We start from the raw sequence: 22492 nt of genomic DNA on the forward strand, positions 1-22492 counted from the left end.
TGACCCCTCAGGCCCTTAAAATGCCTGTTTGATGCAAATCAACAGGTATAGCGATGCAAGTATCCATCAAGACTCCCGAAGAAATTGAAAAAATGCGCGTGGCCGGCCGGCTGGCGGCCGAAGTTCTGGAAATGCTGGACGAACACGTAAAGCCCGGAATTTCTACCGAGGAGCTCAACAGCATCGCCCACGATTACATCGTCAACAAACAGCAGGCTATTCCGGCGCCGCTCAACTACAAGGGTTTCCCGAAATCCATCTGTACATCGGTCAATCATGTGATCTGCCACGGTATCCCGACCGAAAAGAAAATTCTGAAAGACGGCGACATCATTAACATTGACGTCACCGTTATAAAGGATGAGTACCACGGCGACACCAGCAAGATGTGGGTCGTTGGCAAACCCAAGCCCGGTACCGAACGCCTGATCCAGATCACCCAGGAGTGCCTATATAAAGGTATTGAACTGGTCAAACCCGGCACCCGCCTGGGCGACATTGGCCACGTCATCCAGCAGCATGCCGAGAAACATCGTTATTCCGTGGTAAGAGACTACTGCGGCCACGGCATTGGCAAGGTGTTCCACGAGGAGCCGCAGGTCATGCATTACGGCAAGCCCGGCACCGGCATGGAACTGCAGGAAGGCATGACCTTCACCATCGAACCGATGATTAACCAGGGCAAATACCAAACCAAGCTGATGGCCGATGGCTGGACGGTGGTCACCAAGGACCACAAACTGTCTGCCCAGTGGGAGCACACCATCCTGGTGACCGCTGACGGCTATGAAGTGCTGACCAAACGATCGGAAGAGTCATTCTAAGTGGACCGAAGCGAGCTGGAATCCCGTATCAGCAACGACACCTCACCGGTATTTGCCGCCAGGGAACTGTTACGGGAAAGCTATAATGCTGACGCCGAAGCTTTCCGCCAGGGTGCCGATGTAAGAGCCCTGGTTCATGCCAGAGCCAACACCATAGACAAAGTGCTCAGGCTGATCTGGAATCGGTACCCGTTTTCCCGCTCCTCCGACATTGCCCTGGTCGCCGTCGGCGGCTACGGGCGCGGCGAACTACACCCCCACTCAGACATAGACCTGCTTATCCTGACCCGCCACGGCATAGAAGAGGCCTGGCAGGATGACCTGGGCGCATTCGTTACCCTGCTCTGGGACCTCAAGCTGGATATCGGTCACAGTGTGCGCAGCATGGAAGAGTGCCTCTCCTCGGCCCGGCAGGACATCACCATCCTGACCAACCTGCTGGAGACCCGAACCATCGCCGGCCCCGATGGACTGCGGGCAGAGCTCAGTGAGCTGGTCTATTCCGACGAGGTCAGCTCGGATCGTGACTACTTCCTGGCCAAGCGGGAAGAGCAGCAACAGCGCCACAAAAAGTACGGCGACACCGAATACAACCTGGAGCCAAACGTTAAAGGTTCCCCCGGCGCGCTTCGGGACATCCAGACCATCGGCTGGATCACCAAACGCCACTTTGGCCTGCAGAACATTGCCGACCTCACCCGCTTCAGCATTCTGACCGAAGAAGAACACCAGATCCTGCACCAGGGCGAAACCTTCCTGTGGCAATTGCGTTATGGCCTCCAACTGATCGCCGACCGCAATGAAAACCGGCTGCTGTTCGACCACCAACGTGCGCTCGCGGAAATGCTCGGCTACAAAGATGAAGGCAAACGGCTGGGCGTAGAGCTGATGATGCAGTCCTACTACCGCACCGTACTAGCCCTGGCGGAGCTGGCTGACGTTATCCTGCAGTACTACGACGAAGCCATTATCGGCGAGGGCAGTGAAGACGAAATCCGCCCCCTGAACAAACGCTTCCAGATTCGCAACCTTTATATAGAAGCCATCAACAACCAGGTATTCGCCTACGCCCCCTACGCCATCATGGAAATCTTCGTGCTGATGGCCCAGCACCCTGAAATCAAGGGCATCCGTGCGACCACCATCCGCTCGTTAAGGGCCCACCGGCACCTGATTGACGACGCCTTCCGGTCCGACCTGGCAGTCACCACCCTGTTCATGGAACTGTTACGCACGCCACACGCCCTGGACCAGACTCTGTCTGCCATGAAAAAGTACAACGTACTGGGCCGCTACCTGCCGGAGTTTGGCCAGATCATCGGCCAGATGCAGCACGACCTCTTCCATATATACACGGTCGATGCCCACACCATGCGCGTGATCCGCAATATGGCGCGGCTGAACAGTACCGACGTGCGCAATGAATACCCCCTGGCCTCCCGGCTGATTCATCGGTTGCCCAAACTGGAAACGCTGTTTATTGCTGGCCTGTATCACGATGTGGCCAAGGGCCGTGGCGGTGACCACTCAGAACTGGGCGCCATTGACGCAGAAGCCTTCTGTGAACGCCACCACTTGAGTGAGCGGGACACCCAGCTGGTGTCATGGCTGGTGGAAAACCACCTGCTGATGTCCATGACCGCCCAGCGCAAGGACATTTCAGACCCGGACATCATCCAGGCCTTTGCCCGCGCAATGCCCAGCCAGGCCCATCTGGATTACCTGTACATTCTGACGGTGTGCGACATCAGCGCCACCAATCCAAAACTCTGGAACACCTGGCGCGCATCCTTGCTGCGCCAGCTTTACATTGAAGCCAAGCGCGCCTTGCGCCGTGGCACCGACACGCCAGTAGACCGCCAGGCCTGGATACGCGCCACCAGGGAAGAAGCCCGTCAGATCCTGCACGCACAGAATATGACCGATGAGCAGATTGATCCTATCTGGGAAACCGTAGACGAGGACTACTTCCTGCAGGATTCCACCGTGGATATTGCCTGGCAGACGGCAGCCATCATTCGCCACGGCGACAACCCGGACCCATTGGTGCTGATTCGTGACACCCGGGGCGGGCCGACAGACGGTTACTCACAGATCATTATCTACATGAAAGACCGGGTTGCCTTGTTTGCGGCAACCACGGCGGTGCTGGAACAGCTGAACCTGAACATCGTGGATGCCCGCATCAACTCCAGCGAAGGCCCCCACTCGATCAGCTCCTACGTGGTATTGGATGAACAGGGTCAGCCACTGGGCGTTGATCCGGCCCGCAAGGAAAGAGTGCGCAAGCGCCTGATCGAAGAACTCGATGACCCGGAAGACTACCCGGACATCATCCACCGGCGCACGCCCCGGCAGCTGAAGCACTTTGCTTTCCCAACCGAAGTGACGTTTTCCAATGACACCATCAATCAGCGCACGGTGATGGAAGTCATCACCCCGGACCGCCCCGGCCTTCTGGCCCGCATCGGCCAGGTGCTGCTGGAACACCGGGTGCGACTGACCAACGCCAAGATCGCCACCCTGGGCGAGCGCGTGGAAGACGTGTTCTTCATCACCGATGAACACGGAGAGCCATTGCGCGACCCGGGCGTGTGCCAGGCCCTGCAACAGGACCTTTGCAAAATGCTGGACGACATTCAATGAACCCGAATCTCGAAAGACTTCACCCTTACCCGTTTGAAAAGCTGGCCAAACTGAAAGCCGGCATTACGGTGCCTGAACACCTGAAACCCATCTCTCTGGGAATTGGCGAGCCCAAGCACCCATCACCCGCATTCGTGAAACAGGTGATCGCCGACAACCTGGACAAACTGGCCAACTACCCCACCACCAAAGGCATCGACGAACTGCGCGAAGCCATCGCCACATGGGCCAGCAAGCGCTTTCAACTGGCCGAGGGCACCCTCGACCCAGCGCGCAACGTGGTTCCGGTCAACGGTACCCGTGAGGCCATTTTCGCCCTGGTTCAGGCGGTGGTCGATACCAGCAAACCGGCCACGGTGGTAAGCCCGAATCCGTTCTACCAGATCTACGAGGGTGCCGCTTTCCTGGCCGGCGCCGACCCCGTGTACCTGCCCTGTGATAACAGCAACAACTTTATTCCGGATTTCGACGCGGTGCCGGAATCAGTCTGGAAAGACTGCCAGGTCTTGTTCCTGTGCTCCCCGGGTAACCCCAGCGGCGCAGTCATCCCCCGGGAGACTCTGGTAAAGGTTATCGAACTGGCCGACCGTCATGACTTTCTGGTCGCCTCCGATGAATGCTATTCCGAACTCTACCCGGACGAAGCCACCCCGCCCGAAGGCCTGCTGCAAACCTGCGCGGCCATCGGTCGTCACGACTTCAAGCGCTGCATTGTGTTCCACAGCCTGTCCAAGCGCAGCAACCTGCCCGGCCTGCGCTCCGGCTTTGTGGCCGGTGACGCCGAGGTACTGGCCGGTTACCTGAAGTACCGCACCTACCACGGCTGCGCCATGCCCGTTCACAACCAGCTGGCCAGCATTGCCGCCTGGAGTGATGAAGACCACGTGCGGGAAAACCGCGCCGCCTACCGGGCCAAGTTCGAAGCGGTGGTGCCCATCCTGCGTGAAGTGATGAACGTGGACTTTCCGGATGCCGGTTTCTATCTATGGCCGGAAACGCCGATGGATGATGAAACCTTCGCCAAGGAGCTGTCTGCACAACAGAACGTGCACGTGCTGCCCGGCCGGTACCTGTCCCGAACGGTAGATGGCCACAACCCAGGTGCGAACCGAGTGCGCATGGCGCTGGTAGCACCACTGGAGGAGTGTGTGGAAGCAGCCCAGCGAATCGTCGATTTTGTAAAAGGTTTCAAAGCATGAAGTTATATGGCATCAAGAACTGCGATACCGTGAAAAAAGCCCGTAAGTGGCTGGACGACAACGGCATCGCCTACGAATTCCACGACTTCAAGAAAGACGGCCTGACCAGCGAGAAGCTGAGCCAGTGGGAGCAGGCCATAGGCTGGGAAACCCTGATCAACAAGCGGGGCACGACCTGGCGAAAACTTCCCGACGAGCTTCGTGATACCATTAGCGCCCAAAGCGCCCACCAGATCATGCTGGAGAATACCTCCATCATCAAACGCCCGGTGGTTGAGCGGGGCGACGAAGTGACCGTGGGCTTTAACGCAGACCAATGGGCTGCGTGGTAAAACCAATTTTCAATCGTTAAGTACAGGAGCAACCACCAGATGAGTTTTGCATTCGGCATTGGCATCGGCACCCAGAATAACCAGGGCGAATGGCTGGAGGTGTATTACCAGCAGCCGATCATGACCCCAGGCAAAGACCTGATCGACGTGGTTGAAACCGCGCTGGACTACAAAGGCGGTAACCAGGCCATTGATGTTAAAGCCGAGCAACTGACCAGGTTTGCCAACGCCCTGCGCCAGCTGGGCCAAACCGACCAGGCGAAACTTGCGGAAAAAGCGGCCGAGAGCAAGCGCCCTGTTGTGGTTACCGTACTGGCTACCGACGATACCGCCTCCAGCACCCCGGAAGTGTATCTGAAGCTGCACCTGATCTCCCACCGGCTGGCCAAGCCCCACAGTGTAAAGCTGGACGGCATTTTCGGCCTGCTGCCGAACCTGGCCTGGACCAACGAAGGCGCCATCGATCTGAACGAACTGCCAGAGCGCCAGCTGCAGGCCCGTATTGAGGGCCGCACCCTGGAAGTGAAATCGGTCGACAAGTTCCCGCAGATGACCGACTACGTGGTACCCAAAGGTGTGCGTATTGCCGATACCGCCCGTGTTCGTCTGGGCGCCTATGTGGGCGAAGGCACCACCGTGATGCACGAGGGCTTTATCAACTTCAACGCCGGCACCGAAGGCACCAGCATGATCGAAGGCCGCATTTCTGCCGGCGTGATGATCGGCAAGGGCTCTGACCTGGGCGGTGGCTGCTCCACCATGGGTACCCTGTCTGGTGGCGGCAACATCATCATCTCCGTGGGCGAAAACTGCCTGCTCGGCGCTAACGCCGGCATCGGTATCCCCCTGGGCGATCGCTGCACCGTTGAAGCTGGTCTGTACATCACCTCTGGCACCAAGGTGAACCTGCTGGATGACAACAACAAACAGGTAGAAGTCATCAAGGCCCGCGACCTGACCGGCAAGAACGACCTGCTGTTCCGTCGCAACAGTCTCACTGGCGCTGTTGAGTGCAAGACCAACAAGTCCGCTATTGAACTGAACGAAGAGCTGCACGCGAATAATTAATCGCTTGGGTTAGCCACGGACGACACGGACAATCACGGACAAAACCCTTTCTTGATGTCCGTGAACGTCCGTGTTGTCCGTAGCAAATTTTCTTTTTTACACAGGTTTCCCGCATGTCATTATCACCCACTTTAGAACTCGCCATGGACCTCATTCGCCGCCGTTCGGTGACGCCGGATGACGCCGGCTGCCAGGAACTGATGATGTCCCGCCTGGCGCCGCTGGGCTTTGCAGGCGAGAACCTGCGGTTCGGTGATACCGACAACCTCTGGGCCCGCAAGGGCTCAGACGGCCCGGTACTGGCATTTGCCGGCCACACCGATGTGGTGCCAACCGGCCCGGAGAAAAACTGGGCCCACCCGCCCTTTGATCCCGTGATCAAAGATGGCTATCTGTATGGCCGGGGCGCAGCAGACATGAAGGGCAGTCTGGCGGCCTTCATTACCGCCTGCGAACGGTTTGTGGCGAACAACCCTGAGCACCGCGGCTCCATTGCCCTCTTGATCACCAGCGATGAAGAAGGCCCCGCCCAGGACGGCACGGTGAAAGTGGTAGAAACCCTGGAAGCCCGCAACGAAAAGATGGACTGGTGCCTGATTGGCGAGCCTTCCAGCACCCATCAGGTGGGCGATGTCATCAAGAACGGCCGCAGGGGCTCCCTGCACGGCTACCTGACAGTACACGGCGTACAAGGCCACGTGGCCTACCCTCATCTGGCAGAGAACCCCGTGCACACGGTAGCACCGGCGCTGGATGCACTGGCCAGGGAATTCTGGGACAACGGCAACGACTTCTTCCCGCCGACCACGTTCCAGATTACCCGGATTGAATCCGGCGTGGGCAGCAACATCATTCCCGGCGAGTGCCTGGTGCACTTCAACTTCCGCTACTGCACCGAAAATACGGCAGAAAGCCTGGAAGAGCGGGTAGTGGCCATTCTGGACCGGCACCAGCTCAAGTACGACCTGCAGTGGCACCTGAGCGGCCGCCCCTTCCTGACCGACAAGGGCGCCCTGGTTGCCGCCAGCCAGAACGCCATCCGCTCCGTCACCGGCCGCGAGACCGAGCTGTCCACCTCCGGCGGCACCTCTGATGGCCGCTTCATCGCACCGACTGGAGCACAGGTAGTAGAACTCGGCCCCATCAACGCCACCATCCACAAAGTGGACGAATGCGTAAAGGCCGAAGACCTGGATACCCTCTCCGAAATCTACGAACAGATACTGGAAGAACTGCTAGGCTAACTCTGAGGGGTCTGACCCCGGAGCTCAAGCCATACACCAACTTCAATAATGCGGAGGCGGAGTCTCATCCTCCTCCGCCTTGATGTTCGAGGGCGAAATATCCTTCAACTGCTTGTGCAGCACCTTCTTGGCATCCCACAGCTCCCGAATATCCATCTCCTGCTTCGCCACCTGCTCACTCAGGGTATTGATCACATCGTCCTGGAACGCAAGTCGCATTTCCAGCTCTGCAAGCCTGTCTTCCAGTGTCTTTTTGCTCATGAGATTTGGTCAGCCCTTTCGGTAATCTGGTATGATGCCGCCTTTTACCGCCAACATTGAACATTGGCGGCGTTCATTGGCCGGGCATGCCATGTTACCCGATGTCTGGCTTTTTATCGTTAGTGTTAACCCATGGAGAATATTCAGCCAATGCGTAATCCAGCCAAAGCGATCCGTCTTTCCCTTATGATCGCCATTCCGGCACCCCTGGTACTGTTTCTGCTGCTGTCTGTCACACCGCAATTCCTGGCCGCGCTGAGCGCTGGCAACGTCGCCGAGGCACTGGGCAGTGTTGGTGGCCTTGCAGCGTACCTGATTGCCTTTGTTATTTTTGCCATCACCGGTTTTCTGGCCATCGCGCTTGCCACCAAGCAGCCCTCCGCAGCGCCGGCTTCCAGAAGCCAGAGCCGCCCGGCACGCAACAGTCGCCAGAACAACGTTTATGATGACGAAGAAGACGATTTTGACGACACCACACCGGAAGGTGACGAAGAAGGCACCGTCAAGTGGTTCAACGTCAAGAAAGGCTTTGGCTTCATCGTCCGCGACAGCGGCGACGAGATCTTCGTCCATTTCCGCGCCATTCGCGGTCGTGGTCGCCGAGTCTTGCGTCAGGGCCAACTGGTTCGGTTCAACGTTGTGGAAGCCGACAAAGGCCTGCAAGCAGACAACGTGTCTATCCTGAGCGAGTAATTTCAAAGCACGGAATACGAAAAAGGCAGCCTCCAATGGCTGCCTTTTTACCTTCTGGCGATCGGTTCAGTTCCAAACCACCCGTTGTTCACCCCGGTGGTCCAGGCGCCACCACTTCTCATCTTCCACCGGATCGCCCTCTTTCCAGTCACCGGTGCTGCACCGTATCTCCCCTTCCATGGCACGCCAGGCACTTCGGGCGCAGTCCAGGTCACTGTTCCAGGGCAAATCGTCGCCCTCCATCAGCACAGAGGTAAACCTCTTTCCAAAGGCGCCGGGATACAGGGTAATCCGCAAACGGGTACCATTGAACAACGCACTTCCCTTCACCACCGACGTGACATCCGAATCGTCCAGTTGAACGTCATCAAGCTGGTTCTCCAGCCAACCGGATATGGCCGCCGGTTCCAGATCACGAATATAAATTTCCAGGTCCTGCACCCAAGGTATCTCCCTGCTGTTGTTCACAATTCAGCACATAGTGAACCGGCCCGGGCCTGGCTGCAACCCATCGTTCCAGTTCCTGGCGAAGATCCTCCACCAATAACCGGCGCAGGGTGCCGGAACGCTTACGTTCGTGCCAAACCACCTCAGCGGCGGCTTGTTCAAGATCCAGTTGTTGTATCTGCAGCTCTACCCGCTCAGCACACTCACCCCGGGCGAGGGCCACCAGGGACTGGCGCCGAAGGGTGTCGTGTTCTGCCGCCAGAGCCACCGCCTCCAGCGGTCCCCGGCTGGCAAACAGGTCAAGCCTGGCGGCTGCCCGGTGCAACCATTCGAGCATACCGCCGGGCGTTGCTATACTTCGTGTTTGGCGGGACGCCGCATACTCCATCGCTGCCGGCGACAATTGCAGGTTCCAACGCTTTTCGATGGCTGGCTGGTGTGCTGTCAAGATCGCTCTTCTCTGCGCCTCGCTAACACCCGGCATCGCCATGGTTTCCAACTCCCGGCCCAGAATGGCGGTCAACCGGCTGTTGTCTGTTCGTCCTTTACCCCTGTCGTCTGATGCCAGCATCAGGATTGGCCCCTGCCATCCTGTCACCAGTTCCCGAACAGCACCATCCGGCATGCTCATCAGTTCCAGTAGGTCGAGCGGTGCCACATTGTCCAGAATCATCGCTGGCCACTGTGGGACTCCGCCCCCGCCTGGTGGGACCACCGGCTGATCGGACGCCATCACCTCTGCCTGGCGGCGCAAGTCCATCTGCACCCACGAGAATCCCGGCGTTGCCAGCAACATCCTCAGCCAGGCGGTTTTTCCGCTACCACGGGGGCCTGCTACCCAGATCAACCCATTCCGGTTTGCGGATAAAGCCACCACAACGTCCTCAGCCAGCTGCAACCAGGCTGGATCAGTCACCGTAACGGGGCTGAAAGGTTGGTCAGGCGAAGCCGGAGGCGTGCAGGCCTCACCCTCCGCACTCGGCCAGTGGCTGACCAGTTCCAGCACCGCCACATAGGCTTTGTCTTGCAGGCGCTCGGCAAGGTGAACCAGCCCATGCAACAGTACAGGCCAGTCCAGCCAGGGCTGATCGGTCGCTTCACGGGTGCTGGAAATCCAGTAGATAAGCTGGGAAGACAGGTCCCCATCGCCACGTACTTCTGCAACAATGGGTTGTTCACCCTGGATGGTGCGAATCAGTTCGTCCAGGTCCACACCCTGCCGTTTCAGAAACGAAACTGCCTCCGGAACGGCATCGAGCAATGCCAACAGGTAGTCTTCAACCGTAATCACCGAACCACCGCGGCTGGCGACATTGTTGCGGGCCTGCAAAAGCGCAGTCTGACACTGGGGCGCAAGGCACCCTTGCCAATCATCCATCGGCATTCTCCTTCCTTGGGTTTGGGGCAGCATCATCCTGATGCATGGTTTGAACAGCAAGGGATTTTAGGGGGAAGAGCGGCCAACAGCAACGGTTAGCCGCCGGTTTTGCTGAGTCGGCCGCACTATGTTCAGGTTGGAGCTTGGGCCGATGCCTTGCAAGCCAATCACAGGGCCAGGCGCATCCCGACCCTGTGGCGCTGATCACTCAGCCTGATTGGGTGACAGGGTGACCGCAAACGCGGGTGACGCCCACCCCGGAACAGGCTGATCGTTGCTGCTCAGCGGCGCGCCGCCATGCACCACCGTCTCGGCATCACCGTAATGCATCCAGGTGACGGTTGGCTCCTGGCCAACCGGTGGTATGCTGTAATCGCATACCCCGTTCGGGAAGATCTCCGCAACCTTCTGGGCAAAGTTCTCCGAGGTATAAATACCCTGCAGCAGGTTGGCCGGGTAGTCCGCAGGGTCTACCGGCTTGAGCTGACACTTGTTATTCAGGGTGCGAATGTCATCTCCGGCCACGGTTCTTGGGGTACCAAACCGGGTTTGCACCAGCAGTGCCTGGGTTTCAACAATCGGGTCTGTGATCGGCGCCAACAAATCGGTCACCAGCGAGGGCAAGCCAAGGGCGCCAAGATCCAGGCCACACACCTGTCCGGTGGCCACGTCCAGGATCTCACCCATCTCTGCTGGCAATCGGTTGGTCGGCGAGTATTCCAGGCCGGGCAGAACCGGGTCCGGGTACAACAGGCCACCGGTGAGCGGCAGAATCACACCCCATTCGGCGGTAGCGCCCGACAACGACAGGCAGCGATCACGGGCGAAGCCGGGCCGATTGCGAATCACTTTCTCCGGCAGGCTATCGTGGCGCTCATCCGCCTCGATGCCCGCCAGCCACTGGTCCATGGTCAACAGGGCCTCAGTGGTAAACACGGTATCCCCGGCGATCGGGAAGGCGCCATACCAGATCACATGATTGAGCGAATGGCCCTGAACCTCCTCAATGCGGGCACGGGTTTGCCAGGAGTGGAAGGCATCGTGGGCAAAGCCGGGGTCCGGGCCTCGCAGATCAATCATCGGCACACCGGCAAGATTCTCTGCAGTGTTGATGGCGCCGGTGCGATAAGCATTGGTGATGGCCTGGATATCGCCCAGGGTACGCTCTGGCTGATATTTGATGTCCACGTTGAAGCCACCAATCTCCCGATTCAGATCCAGGAACTGGGAACCGGTAATCAACCCTTCCTGCAATGCTCTGAGGCCGTACTGAACCCCTTCGTTATCCAGCGGAATGCCGGCAAAACCCCGGCCCAAAAGCTGTTCATTCTCAGACCACACCTCCGGTGGCCGCTCGCCAAACTGGTTGACCATGTAATCGATCAACCCGCAGCGCAGGCCGCCCGGTCGTTCCTCAGGATGATAGACCTCAACGCCGTCTTTCAGGCGCCGGCAATCCTCCTGATCCGGGTAGGCCGCCGGGAAAAAGGCCAGGTCTGAAACCACTGGATTGACGGGCAGGTGCCCGTAGATAAAGGGCCACTGGGTTGGCAGCAGGCCGTTGGTCAGCAGATCCGTCATGAAGGAGAAGAACCCTTCCGGACCCTCCGGCATCTGCAGCCCAAGGTAGTTGCTGATCAGGTTGTAGTCGGCAAACTGGGTAGCGGTGGTCCAGACATCCGGATAGGAACACTGAACAATCAACCCCTGGTAGATACCGGGGTAGGCATTGGCAATGTGTTGCTGGGCAATCGCCCCGCCCGAGCAGCCAGTGCCAATGGTGTAACGAACAGGGCCATAGTTCTCGATGATGTGCTCCTTGGCCATCATCAAAGACTCGGCAGCCGTGACCAGGTTCACGTTATGGCCGAGGTTGGCCTGGGCGGTGGACAGGGTTACAAAACCCCGGGCCAGCGCCACGGAAATACTGTCTCCCAGCAACAGCTCGTTACCGCTAGTCAGGCCGGAAATGTCACCGTTGGGCGGACTGCCCATACCGTAACTCACCCCCACGTTACCACCGTGATGAACCAGTACTTTCCCGTTCCACTGCTCCTGGGGATTCAGGGCGGTCCAGTCGTTTCCAGGTTGGAACAATGACATTACCTGGTAACGGTCCCGGTTCAGCACACCGGTTGCCACACGAACGATGAACGGCATTTCAACGCCTTCGTCGGTGGTCACGGTGGCGATGTCGTCATCGGCGGGAGGGTTTTCCGGGTCGTAAGGCAAAAAAGCATCCGGCAGGCCGGGGTCTTGCGGATCAAACTCGGTGAACAACCGGGTGAAGCGCTCCGCCGGAACATATTTGAAGCGGTATTCCGCAGGCTGGTTGCATTGCTCGTCCATCGCAGCGGCGTTGGTGCAGGTCCAGGGTTGAACCTGGGGGCCCGAAAATACCGGCCCACCTTTCGGGTGGTTAGTGATGGTCTTCACCAGCCGGCTACTGCGATTATCCAGCAGCACTTCCAGCGTGTTCTCGCCCAACGCCAGGCCGGTAACAAGGCCACGCAGCTGCCCCTGCTCCATCAAGGTAAACTGCCCGGTAATATCCTGGCCGTTCAGCAACACACGGGCAGCCTCCGGGTTGGCAGCCTCGATGTCGATCAGGGCATCGCCACCGCTGATCAGATCGGCGCGATTGGACAGAACCCGCACCTCGCCCTCACCTATTGGCAGACCTCTGTTGCCATCGGACTGACCGGGCGGCGTAGTGCCCGGAACCGTCGGCCCCGGGCCCTGGGCATTGGTATTATCGGAAGCGTTCTCTGAACCGGAACCCCCGCACCCCACCAAACCCAGCATAACGGCTGCAACCAGAGCGTTTCTGGAGAACATAACGACCACCTCATTTGTTGTTGTTTTAGTAACAGAGCGTTACATAGCGCAACAAATGATAAGCGAGTGTTATGTTTCAGGGCCTTGGTCAAATCGCCCGGGGCCTGCGTCAAAAATGTGAATCAAGTCTCACTTTAGTCTGACCAATAGACTCCATGGCTTCACCAGGTACCGGTGTTTTCCATACTGGCCCAAGGCTCCTGAGCCGGCAGTGCATCGCCCTTCTGCAGCAGTTCAATCGAGATATTATCTGGCGTGCGGATGAAGGCCATATGGCCATCCCGAGGCGGACGATTGATGGTAACGCCGTTGGCCTGGAGCCTTTCGCACAGCGCATAAATGTTGTCCACCCGGAATGCCAGGTGCCCGAAGTTGCGGCCGCCAGTGTACTCCTCAGGGTCCCAGTTATAGGTAAGCTCAATCATCGGCGCCCTGTCTTCCCGGGCACGGGCTTCGTCTTCCGGAGCAGCCAGGAACACCAGCGTAAAACGGCCTTTCTCGCTGTCTTTACGAGAAATCTCCACCATACCCAGCAGGTCGCAGAAGAAATGGAGTGTGTCATCCAGATTGCTGACCCGAATCATCGTGTGCAGGTATTGCATATAGGGCTCCTGTGGTTTCGTGACTCTCAAACACGCCCAGTTTACGTTATTCTCAGGCCATGACGACAAACGCAGATACCGAAACCCTGCTCAACCTGCAGATACCGGCCATCCGGCATCTCGCCTGGCTGTGCACGGCACCGCAACTCCTGGCCGCCCCCGTGAGCTTTGAGCCACTGCAGTGGCTGCCCGATGATTACCTCGACAAACTCAAACACTGGGACAAGCACCCAAACACCATGCCAGCAAGACTCGCGGCCACCACCGAGCGCCGCCTTGGCCATTACTTTGAGCGTTTATACGAAGTGCTCCTGGTCGATCTACTGGGTTGGGAGCTGCTGCTGAAGAATCAGCAGATCAAGGCCGGCAACCGAACCATCGGTGAGCTGGATTTTCTGGTGCGGAATCCACACACCCGGTGCCTGGAACACCATGAAATTGCCATCAAATACTATCTGGGCGTCAACGAAGGCCCCGAAATGACCAAGTGGTACGGGCCAAACGCCAAGGACCGCCTGGACCTTAAAGTAGACAGAATGCTCAGCCACCAGAGCCCTATGGCCCAGCGGGCGGAGGCACAGGCGCTGTTAGCGGAGCTGGGGATTTCAGAACCAATTATTCCGAGAGTATTTCTGCCGGGGTATCTGTTCTATCCCGGTGATGAGGTGGAACTTCCGGACTATGTGCCGGCGGGCCATAGGCAGGGGCAATGGTGCTATGCCCGGGATTTGGTGAACTCGGATCTGACGGACTGGGTGCCCCTGAAAAAGCCACATTGGATTGGGCCTTGGAGACAGGATGAGCAGCCCGACACTGAGGCGGCGCGGGAAGCGGTGGCGTTTGTGGAGGCTAAGGGCGTGCCAGTGTTGTTCGCGCGGTTGGAGTGGAAGCCTGCGCTTGGGTGTTGGGTTGAGAGGGAGCGGTGGTTTGTGGTGCCGGGGGAGTGGCCTGCTTGACGCCCAAGAGTAACGTATGACGGAACTACATCCTGATAAAAACCTCAGCCCACTCCGGCAAGACGTCCTGATGCAGCACCCACTCTGCCCCACGATGCTCGGCCACTCGCAAAAACGGCTTCTCGGCACTGGAGTTGTCAACAAGATAAAGTTCGTCTACCAAGCCAATGCTTGCCTTCACATTCTGCATAGTACGAGGGATGCGATCTTCGATCTTCTTCTCAGGAACTCCATGCCCTCCCGCCTTTACCCGAGAGGACACCCGAGCCTTGTTCAGCGCCACAAAATCGAGGTGGAAGTAAACCATTCGGATTCGAAAGCCCGCCGCTTTGGCAGCTCCCAGAAAGTCCAGCTTCGATGAATGAGAGAACACTGTTTCAAAGCAAAAGCTGCTGCCCTCCTCCAGAAAACGAAATCTTTCCTTTTCGGCAATCAAAGCCGCCGCATAGCTGTGTTTCTCAGGCTCGTCCGGCCAGAGGCTCCTGGCAATGTTATCTGCGTTGATAAACGGAAAATTTCGGCGAGCCAGAAATTTTTCATAAAAAGTCGACTTGCCGGCCCCATTGCCGCCGACCAATATCCAAAGTTCAGGCTGCGTCGTCTCGATCATTCAGCGCCTCAAAAGCTCCATTTCTGAAAACACCGGTTTGCCGGGTACCATCAGGATGGATAGCCTGCAGATAGCCCGGTTTGTTTGGTGAACGCTGATAGACAACACGATTATTAGCAATAATCTTAGCTAGCTCACCGGAATCACGGGCAGCATCCACCTCAGCCCATAATTCATCACCGGATACCGGCTCCGGAACTAACGGCTCCACCTTTACCCGACGATTGCCCTGCGCAATGGACATCAGATCCTCAGCCGAGACTTCGCCAGCGACAATCCTGCCAATCTCCGCCCAGTATTCGATCTGTTTGGGCGTAGAACGACGTTGAACCTGAGCCTCTGCAGCCGCCTCCCGGATCAGTTTGTCATCGATTCGAATTGCAGTTGCCATGGTGCCCTCCTGAAATGATTGCCGCGAACCATGCGTACAGATTACTACAGGAGTTGCATTTTGCAACAGGGCGAGCCTGATCATAACTCGGAGAGTACAGCTTCGACTACTCGAAGATGTGCTTCCCGTTTTCATCCTTCCTTACATCCATAAAGCCCATGTGAGGAAAAAGTCGAACCTTGATCGTGTACGAAAGTGTAGTGGTCAACGGGAGGCAACCCGGTCGGCAGCGGAAGCGGCGAAAGATAGGTCACGTTGCCGCTTTTGAAAGCGTCCGAGTTGCCGGCTCTAGGTGCCTTGGTATCTGCCATTTTCTTCATGCACCTGCCTCAAAGAGAACAAGTGCCAATCGAGCTCCCACGACAACCGGAAAGAGTGGCCTTACATGGCACAGGCTGTTTCAGGTCGACTTTGGCGATAGGTGGGCATATCTACACGACCCAATTGCGGAGTGACTCTGCATTGCCTGCGGCCCCAAGCAAACTGCCGCTGGTTTCTCAACAGCTCCGCACCTTCACCTTTTTGCCAGGCTTCAAGATCAAGATCCCGCCAGTAGCGGGGGTTACGGCCAGTAGTCTGATCGTACTTGGCGGTCACCGGGTCCAGGTGGCGAAACGGCTCCAATCGGGGCATATCTGGCAGGGGTTGGGTGACGTCCATGTAGCGCTGCACCATATCCCACAGAGCCAGCACCTCAGTTTTCTCGGCTTCAATGTTGCTCAGGGAGGTTTTATTGAATTGCTTCTGGGTGTAACGATGCACGAACATCAGCCGGTAGAAGATACCGCCCCGCTGGACCACTCGCTCCACGTAGGCATCGAACTCCACAAACGGGGCCTCGAAAGAACGCCCCTTGCCCAGGGCGAACTTTACCTGCCCGGTGACCCGATTGAACTCGCTGCAGCCATCTTCCAGAGTTTTGTCTAACTTCTTTTCCAGAGTTTTCTCGAAAGGTTTCAGGAGAGCTCCAACGACGTTGGTCATAAGCCAGTTGGTGGTAGGGGGGATGATCCAAAATGAAAAGAATATCCAAGCTGGCACCAATATTAATAATAGCGATATAAACCAATAGGCACTTAAGTCAAGCTGCTTTGGAATGGTAACAAGCCCCCACCCCAATAACGCCAAACCGCCGACTAAAACCAGTAATGCCCATGCAAATGGCAACAACAATGCCAAAATCTTAAGCCCTATTTTCTCGTTAAGGAAACGCAGCCTTTGATGATCCCACCACCAGTCCTTCCTATAGAATTCTGGATCGTCTCGCTCACTCAACTGGACTGTCTCAACATCCTCCACGATTCGGTAGTACGGGTTAAGGTTGGCGTAGGCGCCATACGGCTGAAGCTCGTCCCCAACTCGTTCCCGTTTAGCCCTGGTTTCAGGTAGCCCCACCGCCTGATCAGACCGATAGGCGGTCGAAGCATATTCTTGTGTCTCTATCGGTATGGTCATACAGAAACTTCCTTAAGGAACCAATAGGGTACTAATGGCTCGGAATGCGGATTAAAAACACTGCGGGACTTATCCGGTGCCCCGCCATGGCGGGTATCATTATAGGGTTCGTAATTCTCCATCACAGGCGTGGGAAAGACCACAGGTCCCTGTTCTGTGCCAACCACAGCCTGCAATCCAACCCGTATCGTTGTAGTGACTTCTTCCTGATATCCAAAACTCTGGAAGCTGCTGGCCTGGAACTCCCGTTTAACCAAAAAACGCACGGCGGACTCATGAGGCAGGGACTGCCTCGCGACAATTTGTGTAAGGGGAGTAGTCGACAACACGACTTCCTGCTCCACTGTGCCAACCGCTACGTTGGAGGTTTCGGCACGGCTGTTCATGTACGCCACTTCCTGTACCACAATCTTGAAAGGTTGGGTTGGCAGGTCTGGACGGCACTCCTGTAGCACCTTCAACCGACTGACCACTGGAGTTTGTAAAGTGATGACATAATCATCCGGCTGTGGCGGATGGTCCGGGCTAGTCAACGCCGGATCCGGATCGACATCCCCGTATCTTTTTGCGGAAATATTGACCGGGGAAAGCAGTGTTAGCAACTGCCCGTAGTAGGCCAGATCGTCCAGGTGCACCGAGGAGTCCTGCGGGTGCGTCCCCAATGGCCCCTGTTTCAGCACCCTTTCGAAGAGGTCGTCTGCCACGCTTCCCGCATACAATGACCCACCCAAAGCCATGCTCATACCGAGAACGGCCCACCCCCAACCCGGAATCGCCAGCAGCCCGCCTATCAATGGTACTGACAGGAAGATCAAACCACCGGCGACCGCTATTCCGTGCCCATTCGCAGCATCAAAATCCCCCCGGCTCAGACTGATCCTCATATCCCAATAGCTCAACCCAACTGCCACTCCTCCTGCCACGAAACTGGCAAGGCCAACCGTCCTGACAAGGGTGCTTGCTCCTACTGTTGCAAGCCTTTTCCCTATTAGCGGCGCCCTCTTCATATCGAAGAGTGGACGACTGGAAACCCTATATAGTTTTGATGACTGAGCTAAGTCGATCCCCGCTATTTCGTGCATAACTACACTCAATTTCATTGATGCAGCAGTGAGATCAACGATGGCACCAATGGATTTCCCAACGCTCAATGAAAATGCTCGACTGTCAGCTTGGTAAGCTGCAAATGCGGACCGTACTTCCAAGAACAAATTAAACGCCGCCAATGCCACCAATCCACTGGACACGCCCGGGCCATCCACCACCGCCCCAACACGCTTGGCGAGGTCCACCTTTAATACACTGAGCTTCCTTGCCTCCGGGTGTCCGGCAGGCACCACGTAGACCCAAGTATTGCCAGCGATTTTCTTGATAGCTTCTTCCAGCTCATTAGAGGCACGGGCGGGGCTGGTAGAACCCTGGACCTGTCCAGATCGATCCACAAGATCCGCATAGAGGTAATCATTGGCGCGAGTGAGCAGCCCACCCTGGCTGCGGTCGAAGTCGGTCAGGCCACGGCGAATGCCATCACCCTCCACGCCAATAATGGTGTGCTTGGTAGGATCTACGTCACCTCGACGCATCAGATCCACCCCCGCCAGACCGGGGTCAGAAAGGATGGCATTGGCAGACGCGGCCTGCATGATCCTGTGGACCTGGATGGCCTCCACGCTACCGTCTTCCATCAGCCTTCTGCAGGCGGTCAGTACTGAGGCACTCCACTCCCCCAGCACCCCACTTACCAGTGCCCCAACGCGCCCTGCATCCTTAACCTCCCCGGCCACTTGCTCGCCAGTGGACTCCTCGTCGTACTGGAACTGTTTCTCAGCATACGCCAGGGCCTGGAGGTTGAGGCGGCCCAGGTGCTGATCGTTAATCTCCGTCTGGTCGCTGGCGAGCGACCGAAGTTGTTCGTAGGGAGATGACTGCGTGCCTTCCTCCCCTGTTTCGGCGGCGATTCCCGGCGACCACTTTGCCAACATTGATTCGTCCGATAGCCACTTTGCCAGAGCGCTAGGGATCCCCTGATCATCATCCACTCCCTGTGCTTTGAGCACCCCTGGGATTTGCTGCAGTACATTCAAGTTGTCCGCGCACAGCAAAAAGGCTTCACAAGCCGCTACATCCGGGCTTTGCAGATAATCGTCGAACACCGAGTTGAATGACGAGCTCTTCATCAATTTCTTCAGGCGGCGCGCCTGGTCTTCTATGTTCCGAACAGCGTGATTCCTTTCGGCCGTTTCCAGAATGTCATCCAGCTGTTCCCGGTTGATAGCGTTCCGGTAGTTCGCAAGGTCTCCACTCTGACCGCTCGGCGCCGGGTCGAACACTGCCTGGCGGATTAACATGGCGGAATGGACCAGGGGTTTATCCTTTATAGCAACATCGATGGCATCCAGATAATGCATGGCCAAGTGCAACTGGGCCAGGGCGTGGCGGAACAGGAAAAAAGGGTCCGGGATGGCCACGCAAACGACCCCCTTCTGCGAGCGAAGATGCTGCAAAAGATCCGCTCCAGGTGGGCAGGTAAGGTCAAGAATGTTCGCCGACTCCTTCGCCTGTTTCTCATTGCGCTCTAATAATTTCGAGAGCTTGCTGCATAGTTCGTCTTCACCCGGCCCTTCAAAACTGAGCACGAAGTCACAGGGATTCTCTATCATCAGTTCAATGCCCAGATCCCTGTGCCTGAGCTCGGGAGCATCCTCAACACGTGATGCAGGAAATCCGGTTTCAAAGCTCAGTGAATCAACCGATGTGACAGCCCAGGCGTGACCCACACCCGTCGTCCTTGCATTACGAGTCGCTGCACTCTCTTCAAGTTTTTGGATGTAGGCCCAATCCCACTGGATTTCACTGTAGGCCATGCGGAAATCGTGCATCACCGCTTGCCCCTGGAGAAACACCGGAACAAGCACATCGTCCAACCACTGTCCGGCTGATGGGCGTATCATTCTCAAGTCAGATTCTGGGTCACCAACCTCCGCCCGCACTGCCTGAAGATCAATATCGCTGAATTGGGAGTTCTGACTGATCTCTAATTCTCGCCAGAGCTTGTCTTCGCGGAAAATATAAAGAAAGCCAGGCCGCAACAGTGCTACGCCTTTCCCTTGATAAACAGGGGCATTTGAGCCACTTCTAACAGGCAAGTTGCTGGCGATCTCTGCCAGGGGCTTAATCCTTACGAGGGTATTATCCTGGTAATCTTCGCGCTCGATGTTAGATCTTGCGTGCTTCAGGAGAGAAATCGAGATCTTGCCGCCATCGCGCTTGGGCACAGTCAGTACGAGATCTGCGGGATCGGTATCGTCGTAATCTGCTGTTCGTAGAATCGAGCGATCCCGGGATTCATCCGAAAAATCCACAGTGTCCGTCATACAGTTTCCTCCCCATCAGTCCCTTTAATCGCTTCCACAGAATCTCGCTCAAGATGTCCGCCAATCACATCAATGATCAGTTTTCGATCTGAGCCCGGTAACTGATCAAACTCCTCTTGGTCAGGAGAGGCAGATTTGCGCTGGCCGACCATGGCCAGTTCGGGGGGCTGTGGCGTTGCCGCCCCATCTTTGCCAACAAGATTTGGCAGTTCCGGATTAGCAGAACTTTGCCCAGCCCCACTCCCCGGCGCCCCACCAGAATTAATCTTGATCCCAGGCCCAGCCAACGTAACCCCGCTTGGGTCCAGCTTGATAAAGCTGCCGCCACCAGAAATCGTCAGCTCCGCCCCGGCATCCAGCACCACTTTCGCACCGGCTTTGTGATGAACTTCTGTGCCGGCTTCCGAGGCCATGGTGCGGCCGGTCTTCTGGTGGAAACTGCCGGCGATGGTCTGGCTGCAATCGGCGCCGACGGAGGCTCGGCTTTCACCATCAGTGGTGCAGTGGTCTGCCGCTTTCACATGGCTGAACTGGTGGTTCTCCACCGTCAGGTGGCTGTCGTTCTTGATGACTTCGGTACGGTTGTTTTCCGTCAGCAGGTCCAGGTCTTTCTGGGCGTGGACGTAGATCTGTTCCTGGTCGGCTTCGTCTTCAAAGCGCAACTCATTACTGCCCTCACCCTTGTGGGTTTTGGTTTTCAGGGTGGTTCTTGTTTTGTGTTCTGGCAGCGCATAAGGCGGTGTGTTGGTGGCGTGGTAAGTCCTGCCGGTGATGATGGGCTGGTCCGGGTCGCCGTCCAGGAAGGAAACTATTACTTCGTTGCCGATTCTGGGCAGGGCCATAAAGCCGTATTGGCCGCCAGCCCAGCCCTGGCTGACTCGCAGCCAGGCACTGCTGTGTTCGTCGTTTTTTGAGTAGCGGTCCCAAGGGAAGCGTACTTTGACTCGTCCGTACTGGTCGCAGTGGATCTCCTCACCCTCGGGGCCGGTGACGATGGCCATCTGGGGGCCGTCCATCATCGGTTTGTGTTCGCACAGCGGGCGCCAGGTTTTATCGGCGGGGATGGCGGTGAAGTCGTTGTGGTAGCTGGTGGGCTGGCTGCCACCTTCTTCCTGCATCGCCTGAGGCTGCTTGCCGGTGTGGGTGATGGCGGTCAGCAGCCATTCCCGGTTCAGGCTCTGGCTGTCGTGGTCCTGCAGCTCGACTTTGGCGCCGGGGGTGAAGTCGGGGCGGTTGCTTTCGCCCTTGGCCAGGCTGGCGTCGTTTCTGAGGGCGTCCAGTCTGGCCTGGGTGAAGGGCTGGCCACTGGCGTCGGCTTTGTAGCGGCCGGGGTAATCATAGTGCTGGTAGTCTTCGCGGTGGTTCGGGCTGCCGGCGCTTTGTTCGTGCATCAGGGCGTAAGCGGGGTTTTTGAAGGTGTAGTCCTTCATGGCGACCGAAGCGGCTTTGATACGCTCTTCGTAGGCGAAGCTGAACACACAGGCCTGCTTGGTGCTGCCGCCGGCTTGGGTGTTGCAGGGGACCGGGTCCAGCTTAGGGGCGTCGCCGTGGTGGTCGGCAATGATCAGGGCCGGTTGTTCTTCGCCGTCCACGCTGCCGTGCTGGTAGCGGTAATGCCAGCCTTCTTCGGCGGCCAGGCGTTCGATAAATTGAAGATCGGATTCCCGGTGCTGGACGCAGTACTCCCGTTCTTCCGGCGGGCGTTTGAAGTCAAAGACGGTGTCGATGATGCCCCGCTCTTCCAGCAGGGTGCGCACGATGGCATCGGTGGTCTGGGTCTGGAAGATGCGGCTGTTGTGCATCAGGTCCAGGCGCCAGGCCGGGGGCTGGATGACCACTTGATAGGCGGTGCGGCGGTGGCCGGTGTTGCCTCGGACGAATTCGTTGACCACGCCGGTAAACCGCCGTACCGGCTGGCCGTCTTGCCACACCACCAAATCCACCGGTTGTTCCAGAACGTCAGCAGCGGCCACATCCGGGTCGGTGCTCGCCAGTTCTAACCGGCCATGAAACAAGGAAGACAGCTGTTCGGCCAGCTTAAAGCCAACTACCGAAAAGTGATCTGAGGGGAATTCGCCTACACGGGCGGTGAACTGCAATCCGCTTGCCTGGGGCATGACTTCGGTCCCTGAAGAATAGTGGTTTGTAACTGACTCATCCTGAGCCCGACCGAT

General features: G+C 57.3%; 18 protein-coding genes. 8 read left to right on the forward strand and 10 right to left on the reverse strand.

Translation table 11 applies throughout. From position 1 onward, the window contains the following. The first annotated feature begins 53 nt into the window (after positions 1-53). The 6 genes from map to dapE all read left to right on the forward strand — a co-directional run bounded on the left by map (position 54) and on the right by dapE (position 7313). Entirely contained in the window at positions 54-824 is a 771-nt protein-coding gene (gene map, locus ACNSOI_RS12475) for a type I methionyl aminopeptidase (protein ID WP_106695231.1), read from the forward strand. Further along, the gene (locus ACNSOI_RS12480; RefSeq protein WP_061333440.1) at positions 825-3470 is read left to right on the forward strand and encodes a [protein-PII] uridylyltransferase; all 2646 of its coding nucleotides are present in this window, start codon (positions 825-827) and stop codon (positions 3468-3470) included. It abuts the gene before it with no gap. Then, a complete protein-coding gene (gene dapC, locus ACNSOI_RS12485; RefSeq protein WP_420194150.1) occupies positions 3467-4669 on the forward strand; it encodes a succinyldiaminopimelate transaminase in 1203 nt (400 codons plus the stop codon). Before ACNSOI_RS12480 ends, dapC begins: the two co-directional genes overlap by 4 nt. After that, complete coding sequence (locus ACNSOI_RS12490; RefSeq protein WP_374815354.1) at positions 4666-5001, forward strand: ArsC family reductase; 336 nt, start codon at positions 4666-4668, stop codon at positions 4999-5001. Before dapC ends, ACNSOI_RS12490 begins: the two co-directional genes overlap by 4 nt. Positions 5002-5040: 39 nt before the next feature. After that, on the forward strand, positions 5041-6069 hold the full coding sequence (gene dapD, locus ACNSOI_RS12495) for a 2,3,4,5-tetrahydropyridine-2,6-dicarboxylate N-succinyltransferase (protein WP_420194151.1): 1029 nt from the start codon (positions 5041-5043) through the stop codon (positions 6067-6069). Between the two features lie 113 nt (positions 6070-6182). Further along, the gene (gene dapE, locus ACNSOI_RS12500) at positions 6183-7313 is read left to right on the forward strand and encodes a succinyl-diaminopimelate desuccinylase (protein WP_061333444.1); all 1131 of its coding nucleotides are present in this window, start codon (positions 6183-6185) and stop codon (positions 7311-7313) included. A gap of 42 nt (positions 7314-7355) precedes the next feature. On the opposite strand, the gene ACNSOI_RS12505 is transcribed toward dapE, so the two are convergent. Further along, a complete protein-coding gene (locus tag ACNSOI_RS12505; RefSeq protein ID WP_058090267.1) occupies positions 7356-7574 on the reverse strand; it encodes a SlyX family protein in 219 nt (72 codons plus the stop codon). Positions 7575-7724: 150 nt separating this feature from the next. Between ACNSOI_RS12505 and ACNSOI_RS12510 the strand changes: the two genes are divergently transcribed. After that, a complete protein-coding gene (locus ACNSOI_RS12510; protein ID WP_106695226.1) occupies positions 7725-8267 on the forward strand; it encodes a cold-shock protein in 543 nt (180 codons plus the stop codon). A gap of 66 nt (positions 8268-8333) precedes the next feature. Here the strand turns inward: ACNSOI_RS12510 and ACNSOI_RS12515 are convergent, their stop codons facing one another. The 4 genes from ACNSOI_RS12515 to ACNSOI_RS12530 all read right to left on the reverse strand — a co-directional run bounded on the left by ACNSOI_RS12515 (position 8334) and on the right by ACNSOI_RS12530 (position 13532). Next, a complete protein-coding gene (locus ACNSOI_RS12515; RefSeq protein WP_072676890.1) occupies positions 8334-8708 on the reverse strand; it encodes a hypothetical protein in 375 nt (124 codons plus the stop codon). Continuing rightward, entirely contained in the window at positions 8680-10092 is a 1413-nt protein-coding gene (locus ACNSOI_RS12520; RefSeq protein WP_286250596.1) for a hypothetical protein, read from the reverse strand. The genes ACNSOI_RS12515 and ACNSOI_RS12520 overlap by 29 nt, the downstream gene beginning before the upstream one ends. Positions 10093-10296: 204 nt before the next feature. Further along, a complete protein-coding gene (locus tag ACNSOI_RS12525; RefSeq protein ID WP_420194152.1) occupies positions 10297-12930 on the reverse strand; it encodes a DUF6351 family protein in 2634 nt (877 codons plus the stop codon). Positions 12931-13091: 161 nt separating this feature from the next. Continuing rightward, entirely contained in the window at positions 13092-13532 is a 441-nt protein-coding gene (locus ACNSOI_RS12530) for a VOC family protein (protein WP_420194153.1), read from the reverse strand. A gap of 59 nt (positions 13533-13591) precedes the next feature. On the opposite strand from ACNSOI_RS12530, the gene ACNSOI_RS12535 reads away from it, so the two are divergent. Further along, positions 13592-14488, forward strand: a complete 897-nt coding sequence (locus ACNSOI_RS12535; RefSeq protein WP_420194154.1) for a DUF1853 family protein — start codon at positions 13592-13594, stop codon at positions 14486-14488. Between the two features lie 25 nt (positions 14489-14513). On the opposite strand, the gene ACNSOI_RS12540 is transcribed toward ACNSOI_RS12535, so the two are convergent. The 5 genes from ACNSOI_RS12540 to ACNSOI_RS12560 all read right to left on the reverse strand — a co-directional run bounded on the left by ACNSOI_RS12540 (position 14514) and on the right by ACNSOI_RS12560 (position 22435). Next, positions 14514-15098 (reverse strand): AAA family ATPase, encoded by a 585-nt coding sequence (locus ACNSOI_RS12540; protein ID WP_420194155.1) that lies wholly within the window; start codon positions 15096-15098, stop codon positions 14514-14516. Further along, complete coding sequence (locus ACNSOI_RS12545) at positions 15076-15489, reverse strand: TA system antitoxin ParD family protein (RefSeq protein ID WP_286921958.1); 414 nt, start codon at positions 15487-15489, stop codon at positions 15076-15078. Before ACNSOI_RS12545 ends, ACNSOI_RS12540 begins: the two co-directional genes overlap by 23 nt. 381 nt (positions 15490-15870) lie before the next feature. After that, positions 15871-16944: a hypothetical protein gene (locus ACNSOI_RS12550; protein WP_420194156.1), complete on the reverse strand. Its 1074-nt coding sequence runs from the start codon at positions 16942-16944 to the stop codon at positions 15871-15873. Then, entirely contained in the window at positions 16941-20318 is a 3378-nt protein-coding gene (locus ACNSOI_RS12555) for a toxin VasX (protein WP_420194157.1), read from the reverse strand. Before ACNSOI_RS12555 ends, ACNSOI_RS12550 begins: the two co-directional genes overlap by 4 nt. Next, entirely contained in the window at positions 20315-22435 is a 2121-nt protein-coding gene (locus tag ACNSOI_RS12560; RefSeq protein WP_420194158.1) for a type VI secretion system Vgr family protein, read from the reverse strand. The genes ACNSOI_RS12555 and ACNSOI_RS12560 overlap by 4 nt, the downstream gene beginning before the upstream one ends. Positions 22436-22492: the final 57 nt, after the last annotated feature.

Origin of the sequence: Marinobacter sp. GH_1, assembly GCF_048595985.1 — a bacterium.
GTDB classification, from domain to species: Bacteria; Pseudomonadota; Gammaproteobacteria; order Pseudomonadales; family Oleiphilaceae; genus Marinobacter; species Marinobacter shengliensis.

What these genes read in the sequence shown, in the direction of transcription:
- ACNSOI_RS12510 (WP_106695226.1), top strand. Translation starts at nt 7,725, where the DNA reads ATGCGTAATCCAGCCAAAGCGATCCGTCTTTCCCTTATGATCGCCATT.
- ACNSOI_RS12545 (WP_286921958.1), bottom strand. Translation starts at nt 15,489, where the DNA reads ATGGCAACTGCAATTCGAATCGATGACAAACTGATCCGGGAGGCGGCT.
- ACNSOI_RS12520 (WP_286250596.1), bottom strand. Translation starts at nt 10,092, where the DNA reads ATGGATGATTGGCAAGGGTGCCTTGCGCCCCAGTGTCAGACTGCGCTT.
- dapE (WP_061333444.1), top strand. Translation starts at nt 6,183, where the DNA reads ATGTCATTATCACCCACTTTAGAACTCGCCATGGACCTCATTCGCCGC.
- ACNSOI_RS12540 (WP_420194155.1), bottom strand. Translation starts at nt 15,098, where the DNA reads ATGATCGAGACGACGCAGCCTGAACTTTGGATATTGGTCGGCGGCAAT.
- ACNSOI_RS12505 (WP_058090267.1), bottom strand. Translation starts at nt 7,574, where the DNA reads ATGAGCAAAAAGACACTGGAAGACAGGCTTGCAGAGCTGGAAATGCGA.
- ACNSOI_RS12550 (WP_420194156.1), bottom strand. Translation starts at nt 16,944, where the DNA reads ATGACCATACCGATAGAGACACAAGAATATGCTTCGACCGCCTATCGG.
- ACNSOI_RS12530 (WP_420194153.1), bottom strand. Translation starts at nt 13,532, where the DNA reads ATGCAATACCTGCACACGATGATTCGGGTCAGCAATCTGGATGACACA.
- ACNSOI_RS12490 (WP_374815354.1), top strand. Translation starts at nt 4,666, where the DNA reads ATGAAGTTATATGGCATCAAGAACTGCGATACCGTGAAAAAAGCCCGT.
- dapC (WP_420194150.1), top strand. Translation starts at nt 3,467, where the DNA reads ATGAACCCGAATCTCGAAAGACTTCACCCTTACCCGTTTGAAAAGCTG.
- ACNSOI_RS12560 (WP_420194158.1), bottom strand. Translation starts at nt 22,435, where the DNA reads ATGCCCCAGGCAAGCGGATTGCAGTTCACCGCCCGTGTAGGCGAATTC.
- dapD (WP_420194151.1), top strand. Translation starts at nt 5,041, where the DNA reads ATGAGTTTTGCATTCGGCATTGGCATCGGCACCCAGAATAACCAGGGC.
- ACNSOI_RS12535 (WP_420194154.1), top strand. Translation starts at nt 13,592, where the DNA reads ATGACGACAAACGCAGATACCGAAACCCTGCTCAACCTGCAGATACCG.
- ACNSOI_RS12555 (WP_420194157.1), bottom strand. Translation starts at nt 20,318, where the DNA reads ATGACGGACACTGTGGATTTTTCGGATGAATCCCGGGATCGCTCGATT.
- ACNSOI_RS12525 (WP_420194152.1), bottom strand. Translation starts at nt 12,930, where the DNA reads ATGTTCTCCAGAAACGCTCTGGTTGCAGCCGTTATGCTGGGTTTGGTG.
- map (WP_106695231.1), top strand. Translation starts at nt 54, where the DNA reads ATGCAAGTATCCATCAAGACTCCCGAAGAAATTGAAAAAATGCGCGTG.